A 9,402-nucleotide genomic window follows, 5' to 3' on the forward strand; every position below is an offset into this window, starting at 1 on the left:
AGCCTGAGCCCGCTTGTCGTCCTCGGGCAGCCAGCGGGCCTGGTCGTGGCTGCTGTAGCCGAAGCAGGAGCTGCCGGTGCTCAGACGTGCTCCTCGGTCCAATCGGCGAACTGCTGGAGGTTCTGCAGCCACATGCCCACCGTGAACTTCAGCTGCTGCCGGCTGATCCCGCCCTCGAAGTCGAAGGCCTGCTCGGCGCAGATCCCGACCAGGCCGTCGTCGGGGAGCACCGTGTACGCCTTGGGGAACAGCTTGCTGCGATTCCAGTCGTCCAGCACCAGGGCCAGCGTCGGCCGCAGCTCCACCTCGAACCTGCGGTTGAGGTAGAGACGCGCCTGCAACACCTCGTCGTCCCGGCCGTAGTGGAAGAAGTAGATGCTGAAGTTCTCCCAGCGCACCGCGAGGTCGCCGTCGTCGTCGATCACCGAGCGCAGCGCGTATTCCTTGAGGATCGACTGCAGCACCTTGTTGTTCGGCAGCACGATCGGGCCCTCGCGGCGCCCGATCGGCGGATCGGCCGATCGACGCTGCTCCACCCCGGCCCGCGCAGCCGCCATGGCCGAGGCGGCGAAGCTACGGAGACGCGTCTGCCAGAGGAGAGGCACGCCGTCGAGGCTACCCGGACTCCCCGCTCGGATCAGCGCGTGTCTCCACTCGGCGCCCGGTTGGCCCGGCCGGCCTCCAGCCGTGCCACCGGCACGCGGAACGGCGAGCAGGAGACGTAGTCCAGGCCGACCTCGTTGAAGAAGTGCACCGACTCCGGGTCACCGCCGTGCTCGCCGCAGACCCCGAGCTTGAGCCCAGGACGCTTGGACCGGCCCTGCTCGACGGCGATCCGCACCAGCGCGCCGACGCCCTCACGGTCCAGCGACTCGAACGGCGACACCCCGAAGATGCCCTTCTCCAGGTAGTGCGAGAAGAACGCCGCCTCGACGTCGTCGCGGGAGAAGCCCCAGGTGGTCTGGGTCAGGTCGTTGGTGCCGAAGGAGAAGAACTCCGCGGACTCGGCGATCTGGCCGGCGGTCAGCGCCGCCCGGGGCAGCTCGATCATGGTCCCGACCAGGAACTCCAGGTGCGCCCCGGTCTCGGTGCGGACGTCCCGGGCGACCTTGATGATGTCGTCCTTGACCGACTCGAACTCCTGCACCGCACCGACCAGCGGCACCATGATCTCGACCCGTGGCACCCCGCCGGCCCTGACCCGCTCGGCGGCCGCCTCCAGGATCGCCCGCGCCTGCATGGCGAACAGCCCGGGGATGACCAGCCCGAGCCGGACGCCGCGCAGCCCCAGCATCGGGTTCTGCTCGTGCAGCTTGTGCACGGCCTGCAGCATCCGCAGGTCACCCTCGCGCGGCTCGCCGCGGGCCTCGGCCACCGCCACCCGGACCGACAGCTCGGTGATGTCGGGCAGGAACTCGTGCAGCGGCGGGTCCAGCAGCCGGATGGTCACCGGCAGCCCGTCCATCGCCTCGAAGATGCCCAGGAAGTCCTCGCGCTGCAGCGGCAGCAGCTCGGCCAGCTGCCGTTCGCGCTCTTCGTCGGTGTCAGCCAGGATCAGCGCCTCGACCAGGGACCGCCGGTCGCCCAGGAACATGTGCTCGGTGCGGCACAGCCCGATCCCCTGGGCGCCGAACCGCCGCGCCCGGGCGGCATCGGCGTCGGTGTCGGCGTTGGCCCGCACCGCCATCGAACGCCCGCCGTCGGCGACCCGCATGATCCGGTGCACCGCGCGGACCAGATCACCGTCATCCTCGGGCCCTACGTTCTCGGGGTCGATCTCGCCCTCGAAGTAGCGGACCACCGGCGAGGCCACCACCGGCACCTCGCCCAGGAACACCTCACCGGTGGTGCCGTCGATGGAGATGACGGTGCCCTCTTCGTAGACCTTGCCGTCGGGGGTGCTGAAGTGCCGCGCCTTGGTGTCGACCTTGAGCTGCTCGGCGCCACACACGCAGGTCTTGCCCATCCCGCGGGCCACCACGGCGGCATGGCTGGTCTTGCCACCCCGGCTGGTCAGGATGCCCTGGGCCGCGATCATGCCGTTGAGGTCGTCGGGGTTGGTCTCCCGCCGGACCAGGATGACCTTCTCGCCGCTGCGGCTCCACTTCACCGCCGTGTAGGAGTCGAAGACCACCTTGCCGACCGCGGCGCCGGGCGAGGCGTTCATGCCCTGGGCGATCTTGGTGTGCGGGGTGGTGTCGTCGAAGTGCGGGAACATCAGCTGCGCCAGCTGCGCCCCGGTCACCCGCTGCAGCGCCTCCATCTCATCGATCAGGCCCTCGTCGATCAGCTGGGTGGCGATCCGGAAGGCCGCCGCGGCGGTGCGCTTGCCGACCCGGGTCTGCAGCATCCACAGCTTGCCGCGCTCGATGGTGAACTCGATGTCGCACAGGTCGCGGTAGTGCTCCTCGAGCTGAGCCATGATGCCCATCAGCTCGTCGTGGCTCTTCTTGTCGATGGTGGCCAGATCGGCCAGCGGCAGGGTGTTGCGGATGCCTGCCACCACGTCCTCGCCCTGGGCGTTCTGCAGGTAGTCGCCGTACTCGCCCTTGGCGCCCGAGGCCGGGTCGCGGGTGAAGGCCACCCCGGTGCCGGAGTCCTCGGACAGGTTGCCGAACACCATCGAGCAGATGTTGACCGCGGTGCCCAGGTCGGCGGGGATCCGCTCCTGGCGCCGGTACAGGATCGCCCGCGGCGCGTTCCAGGAGTCGAACACCGCCCGGACCGCCAGGTCCAGCTGCTCCCGCGGCTCCTGGGGGAACTCCCGGCCGGCGTACTCGACCACCACCTGCTTGTAGGTCTCGACCAGCTTGCGCAGGTCCTCGGCGTCCAGATCCAGGTCGTTGGTGGTGCCCTTGGCGGTCTTGGCCTCGTCCAGCGCGTGCTCGAAGTGGTCGCCGTCGATGTCCAGGACGGTCTTGCCGAACATCTGGATCAGCCGCCGGTAGGAGTCGAAGGCGAACCGCTCGTTGCCGGACTGGGCAGCCAGCCCGCGCACCGACTGGTCGTTGAGCCCGACGTTGAGGACCGTCTCCATCATGCCGGGCATCGAGAACTTCGCCCCGGAGCGCACCGAGACCAGCAGCGGGTCATCGGTCTGGCCGAGCTTCTTGCCCATCCGGACCTCGAGAGCGGCCAGGTGCTCGCTCACCTCGGCCGACAGCTCCGCCGGCTCGCGGCCGTGCTTGAGATAGACCTGGCAGGCCTCGGTCGTGATGGTGAACCCGGGCGGGACGGGCAGCCCCATATTGGTCATCTCGGCGAGGTTGGCGCCCTTGCCGCCGAGCAGCTCCTTGAGCTCCTTGCTGCCCTCGTCGAAGTCATAGACGAACTTTGTCATCGTGCACCACCACACTGTGAGACGGACGATCGTTGCCCCGACCATAGGGGGCGTAAGCGATTGCGGTCAGCAAGTACCGCAATCTGGAGGCCAACGCCACACCGGTTCAGTCCTTGATCCTTTCCTTGACCTGGCGAACGGGGACCGGCGCGCCCGGAACCCCACCCGGCCGGGACACGTACTCGCCGACCCCGACGCAGGTGAACAGCAACGTCACCAGGTCGCCGGACTGGCCCAGCAGCGCCGGCACCTCGCTGTCCAGGAAGGTCATCCCGGACGCGGTCGCGCCGAGGGCGTACGCCGCCAGATGCAGCCGTCCCTCGACCAGGCCGGCCGCGAGCTGCGCGTCCCGGTAGCCCCGGTCGTCCAGTTCGGCGCCGTCGATCGCGCCGATCACCACGTAGCCGGCGTCCGCGGCCAGGTACTGGTCCAGGGCGATCCGCAGCAGCTCGTCGCGCAGCTCGGCCTGCCGCTGCGGGGTATCCAGATCGGGCCACCGGTAGATGCCCGGGGCGGTGTCCTCCACGCCGTGCACCACCACCCAGTGCGGCACCTCGATCCCGCGCATCGCCGCGCGCATCGGCCACTCCAGCAGCCGCCGCGGCAGCCGGGCGTCGCGGTCCATCAGCCGCTGCGAGCCGCGCCGCAGGATCACCTCGTCCAGCGCGGGTGATTCTCCGACGTCGACCAGCACCGGGCCGACCGGCCACGCCGGGCCAGGTTCGTCGCTGTCGCCGGCACGTTGGGCTTGCGTGCAGAGCGGGAATTCGACCTCAGGCAGGAAACCTGGCGTGGCCGGACCGCTGGCTTCGATGGCCGGCGTTCCGTCGCCGAGGCAGACCAGCGCGAGCGGGAACTCGTGCACGCCGTCGGCGCCCACCAGGCGGGTGATCGCGGCATCGGCGAACCGCGTCCGCAGCCGGGGCCGAGCGCCAGCGCTGTCCGCTGCGGCGATCAGCTGGGACAGCGCGGTGCCGGCGTCCCAGTAGAGATGGCGCCAGCCCCGCTCGGCGTAGCGCCACCCGGTCCGCCACGGTATCCCGGTGACGATCAGCGTGCTGGCCGCGCCACCCGCCGCGGGCCCGACCTGCACCAGGGCATGGTCGACGGGGTCATACCAGTGCACCCCGTCCGGCACCCCCTGAACGCCTCTGGTGCTGGCATAGATCTCCAGCGGGAACCGGGCGCCCGCGGAGCCCGCGGCCCGGAACAGGATCTGGCGGCCGGGGCGCTCGCCCGTCCGGACCACGCCCGCGCCGAGGTAGAGGATCCGGCCGAGCTGCGCCGCGTCGAGCGGCCTGCTGGGAACCGGGCTGCCCGCCAGCACGGCGGTGGCGCTGACGCCCGGATCCGGCAGCTCGCGGGGCAACGGCGTCACCGGCAGGCCGGCGGCGTACTCCTTGACCTGCGGCGGGATGGTGGCCAGGTCGTTCGGAACCAGGTCGTGCCGCACCCGGGGGTCATCGACCGGCACGTCCCAGTCCTGATCGGGGGTGTAGGACGTCAACCGGTGCAGCAGCCCCGCTCCGCTCTCGAGATCCATGCGCGTCAGCATGCCAGGCGTCCGGGCCGCCAGCGCTGATCGTTTGAACGTTCAGGACTGACCTCGTCACGACCGCCGGCAATGTCGCGGTCAGCCGCCGGAGTCGTCCAGCTCCGCGCCGAACGGCACCTGGCGGGACTCCCGGTCGGCCAGCCAGCCCTCGGGCAGCGTGACCCGGCGAGCTCCGGTGGTGCGTCCGCGGGGCCGGCCGAGCACCTCGGCGGGAAACGGCTGGCTCTGGTCCAGCTGGGCCAGCAGGCCGGCCAGCTCGTCCAGCCCGGACGCCAGCGCCATCGCGCGGCGAAGCTCGCTGCCGACCGAGAATCCCTTGAGGTACCAGGCCACGTGCTTGCGGAAGTCGGTGACGCCGCGCTCCTCGCCGAGCCAGTCGGCCAGCAGCTCGGCGTGCCGGTACATCGCCGCGGCGACCTGGTCCAGGCCGGGCAGGTTCAGCCGCTGCTCACCGGCGAACGCCGCCGCCAGGTCCCCGAACAGCCAGGGCCGGCCCAGGCATCCCCGGCCCACCACCACGCCGGCGCAGCCGGTCTGGCGCACCATCCGCACCGCGTCGGCGGCCTCCCAGATGTCGCCGTTGCCCAGCACCGGGATGTCGAGCAGCCCGGCGAGCTCGGCGATCGGCTCCCAGGACGCCTGGCCGCCGTAGAAGTCCGCCGCCGTCCGGCCGTGCAGGGCGACGTAGGCCACCCCGGCGTCCTGGGCCAGCAGGCCGGCCTCGCGGTAGGTCAGGTGGTCGGCGTCCACGCCCAGGCGCATCTTGACCGTCACCGGCAGCTGCCCGTCCGCGGCCTTGACCGCCGCGCCGACCAGGTCGGTGAACAGGTTGATCCGCCAGGGCAGGGCGGCGCCGCCGCCACGCCGGGTCACCTTCGGCACCGGGCAGCCGAAGTTCAGGTCGACGTGATCGGCCAGGTCCTCGGCCACGATCATGCGCACCGCGCGGGCCACGATGTCGGGGTCCACCCCGTACAGCTGGATCGAGCGCGGCGTCTCGTCCGCGGCGAAGCTGACCATCCGCAGCGTCTTCGGATTGCGTTCCACCAGCGCGCGGGAGGTGATCATCTCCGAGATGTAGAGGCCCGCGCCGTACTCCCGGCACAGCCTGCGGAACGCCACGTTGGTGATGCCGGCCAGCGGCGCGAGCACCACCGGCGGGTCGACCACGATCCGCTCGCCGATCCGCAGCGGCGGCGCGACCGAGGTCAGGAGGCCGCCGATCTCAGCAGCCGATCAGCCGGGTCGCCAGGTAGTCGGCGACCTTGTCCAGCGCCACCCGCTCCTGGGTCATCGCGTCGCGCTCGCGGATGGTGACCGCATGGTCGTCCAGGGTGTCGAAGTCGACGGTGACGCAGTACGGCGTGCCGATCTCGTCCTGGCGGCGGTAGCGCTTGCCGATCGCCTGGGTCTCGTCGTACTCGATGTTCCAGTGCTGGCGCAGCGCCCCGGACAGGTCCCGGGCGATCGGCGACAGGTCGGCGTGCCGGGACAGCGGCAGCACCGCGACCTTGATCGGCGCCAGCCGCGGATCCAGCCGCAGCACGGTGCGCTTGTCCATGCCGCCCTTGGTGTTCGGCGCCTCGTCCTCGGTGTAGGCGTCGAGCAGGAAGGCCAGCGTCGCCCGGGTCAGGCCCGCGGCCGGCTCGATGACATAGGGCTTCCAGCGCTCGTTCTTCTCCTGATCGAAATAGCTCAGGTCCACCCCGGAGTGCTCGGAGTGGGTGGACAGGTCGAAGTCGGTGCGGTTGGCGATCCCTTCGAGCTCGTCGAACTCCTTGCCGCCGAAGTTGAACCGGTACTCGATGTCGACGGTGCGCTTGGCATAGTGCGACAGCTTCTCCTTCGGGTGCTCGTAGAACCGCATGTTGTCCGGGTTCAGGCCGAGGCCCACGTAGAAGTCCCAGCGCGCCTGCAGCCAGTACTCGTGCCACTGCTCGTCGGTGCCGGGCTCGACGAAGAACTCCATCTCCATCTGCTCGAACTCCCGGGTCCGGAAGATGAAGTTGCCCGGCGTGATCTCGTTGCGGAACGACTTGCCGGTCTGGGCGATGCCGAACGGCGGCTTCTTGCGCGAGGTGGTCATCACGTTGAGGAAGTTGAGGAAGATGCCCTGGGCGGTCTCGGGACGCAGGTAGGCCAGGCCCGACTCGTCCTCGACCGGGCCGAGGTGGGTCTTGAGCATCCCGGAGAACTGCTTCGGCTCGGTCCAGGTGCCGCGGTTGCCGCAGTTGGGGCAGCTGATGTCGGCCAGGCCGTGCTCGGGCAGCCGGCCCTTCTTGGCCTGGTAGCCCTCTTCCAGGTGATCGGCCCGGTACCGCTTGTGGCAGTGCGTGCACTCGGTCAGCGGGTCGGAGAAGGTGGCCAGGTGGCCCGATGCCTCCCAGACGGCCGGGGGCAGCAGCACCGAGGAGTCCAGGCCCACGATGTCGTCGCGGCCGGTGACCATCGACTTCCACCACTGCCGGCGCAGGTTCTCCTTCAGCTCCACGCCGAGCGGGCCGTAGTCCCAGGCCGACCGGGTTCCGCCGTAGATCTCGGCAGCCGGGAAGACGAAGCCGCGGCGCTTCGACAGGCTGACGACGGCGTCATTGCGATCAACGGGCACTGCGATTCTCCATCAGGAACGGGTCGGTACTCCTGGCGTCAGGGTATCGGTAGCCACGACCGGCTTTGTGTCTGCGCCCGGCCGGCGGCGGCTGCGGGCCCGCTCCCACCGGCCGAACACCGCCACCACGACGCCTGTCAGCAGCCAGCCGAGCAGGATGTCGAAGACGTAGTGCTCGGCCGAGTACACCAGGGCGAACCCCATCCCCACGGCATAGAGCGCCAGCAGCGGCCGCCAGCGGCGCTGGACCCGGGGCCAGAAGAACACGCTGAGCAGCGCGGAGATCGCCGCGTGCAGCGACGGCACGGCCGCCACCTGGTTCGACCCGGCCTGGCCCTCGTCGATCAGCGCCTTGGCCTGCGGGATGCCGAGCTTGTTCCAGCCGCGGGTGGCGATGCGCTCGACGTACGGGGCGGCACCGCCCTGGTGGGTGGACATCGGCTCCAGCAGCCCACCGGTGGTCAGGGTGCCGACCTTGGCGTTGATGCAGGGTGGGTCGGACGGGCCGCCGGCCACGTCTTGGGCGGTGCACTGGGAGGCAGCCCAGGGCGGGGCGGCCGGGAAGGCGATGAACCCGGCCAGGCCGATGACCGAGATGGCGACGAACTGGGCGGCGAACCGGCGCCAGGCCACCCGGTCGCGCAGCCACAGCAGCCCGGCCACCACCGGCGGGGCGAGGAAGTAGGAGACGTAGATCAGGCTGACCCCGGTTTCCCACCAGGGCGGGAACGGCTCCTTCAACCGGGCCTGCAGCCAGACGGCGGGATCCGCTCCGAACAGCCAGCGGTCGAAGTCCAGCTGGAGGCGCCACTCGGTGGGCCGGCCGAGCCGTTCGGCCGCTCCCCTGCTGAGGTCATAGGCGACCAGCACCGCCCCGAACGGCAGCCAGTCCCGTGCCACGCTGAGCACGCCGCGGCGCCCGATGCTGGCGGCCAGCAGCCCGGCGCAGACGTAGATCAGCAGCGTGTTGCGGTCGAACGTGATGCCGACCCGGAAGAACCAGTACAGCAGCGCCAGCGCCCAGACCGTGACGGCGGTCCGGCGCAGGATGGTCAGCGTGTCGGTGGTCAGCGATGGACGCCGGCTGGCTCTGCCTGCTGCCGCGGTGTCCGGCTCGGTCGTCGGCTCGGTCGTGGGGTCGGACTCGGTCGTGGGGTCGGACCCGGTCGTGGGGTCGGACTCGGTCGTGGGGTCGGACTCGGTGGTGGGGTTGGACTCGGTCGTCGCCAGGGTCCTCACCTCACCGGTCTCGTCGGGTCTCGTCGGGTCTCGTCGGGCAGCCGCCAGTGGGTCAAAACTACCGGCCACCGGATGCCGGGCCGGTACCGGCGCGGGCGCCCCGCTGGGCGTTACAGCTTGCGGTCGCCCCAATCGGCGTCGTCGGCCCGATCGCTGGCCCGGGCGGTCTCCTGGCCGTCCGGCCCGATCCGCAGCAGCTCCTCGAACGCGCTGGGCTGATCGAGGGCCTGGGACAGCAGCGGCGTGGCGAGCAGCTTGACCTGGTAGCCGCCCAGGCCGCGGCGGTAGGCGCCGACCGACTCCCACTCGGTCAGCAACAGCCAGCTGCCGGCGTCGTCGGTGGCGCGGCCGACCGAGCCACGCAGGTAGCCCGGACGCTCGGCCAGCAGCCGCAGCGCCTGCTCCGCGTCGGACTGGAACTGCTCGGCGGACTGCGCCGGGTCCGGTCGGAACTGCAGCAGCGCGATCACGAGGCGCTGCTCTTGCTGGAGCCGGTGGTGCTGGCATCGATGGCGCCCCCGAACCGGCGGTCCCGCGCGGCGTAGCTGGCGCAGGCGGCCCAGAAATGCCGGCGGTCGAAGTCCGGCCACGGGGTGTCGAGGAACATCAACTCAGCGTAGGCCGACTGCCACAGCAGGAAGTTCGAGGTGCGCTGCTCGC

General features: G+C 70.8%; 8 protein-coding genes. All 8 read right to left on the reverse strand.

Features of this window, described 5'->3' with window-relative positions:
- Positions 1–80: 80 nt before the first annotated feature.
- Entirely contained in the window at positions 81–605 is a 525-nt protein-coding gene (locus VF612_RS03195) for a YbjN domain-containing protein (protein ID WP_408658401.1), read from the reverse strand.
- A 32-nt stretch (positions 606–637) separates the two neighbouring features.
- Entirely contained in the window at positions 638–3,340 is a 2,703-nt protein-coding gene (gene ppdK, locus VF612_RS03200; RefSeq protein WP_408658402.1) for a pyruvate, phosphate dikinase, read from the reverse strand.
- Positions 3,341–3,446: 106 nt separating this feature from the next.
- Entirely contained in the window at positions 3,447–4,883 is a 1,437-nt protein-coding gene (locus VF612_RS03205; RefSeq protein ID WP_408658403.1) for a hypothetical protein, read from the reverse strand.
- Positions 4,884–4,973: 90 nt separating this feature from the next.
- The gene (dusB, locus tag VF612_RS03210; protein WP_408658407.1) at positions 4,974–6,107 is read right to left on the reverse strand and encodes a tRNA dihydrouridine synthase DusB; all 1,134 of its coding nucleotides are present in this window, start codon (positions 6,105–6,107) and stop codon (positions 4,974–4,976) included.
- 13 nt (positions 6,108–6,120) lie between these two features.
- A complete protein-coding gene (locus VF612_RS03215) occupies positions 6,121–7,503 on the reverse strand; it encodes a glycine--tRNA ligase (protein ID WP_408658404.1) in 1,383 nt (460 codons plus the stop codon).
- A gap of 12 nt (positions 7,504–7,515) precedes the next feature.
- Complete coding sequence (locus VF612_RS03220; protein ID WP_408658405.1) at positions 7,516–8,742, reverse strand: phosphatase PAP2 family protein; 1,227 nt, start codon at positions 8,740–8,742, stop codon at positions 7,516–7,518.
- 110 nt (positions 8,743–8,852) lie between these two features.
- Positions 8,853–9,209, reverse strand: coding sequence for an antibiotic biosynthesis monooxygenase family protein (locus VF612_RS03225; RefSeq protein WP_408658408.1), 357 nt, complete (start codon positions 9,207–9,209; stop codon positions 8,853–8,855).
- A partial coding sequence (locus VF612_RS03230; RefSeq protein ID WP_408658406.1) for an undecaprenyl diphosphate synthase family protein occupies positions 9,209–9,402 on the reverse strand: 194 nt, incomplete at its 5' end. The genes VF612_RS03230 and VF612_RS03225, both read right to left, overlap by 1 nt.

Origin of the sequence: Jatrophihabitans sp., from assembly GCF_036388195.1 — a bacterium.
In the GTDB taxonomy this organism is placed as follows: domain Bacteria; phylum Actinomycetota; class Actinomycetes; order Mycobacteriales; family Jatrophihabitantaceae; genus Jatrophihabitans_A.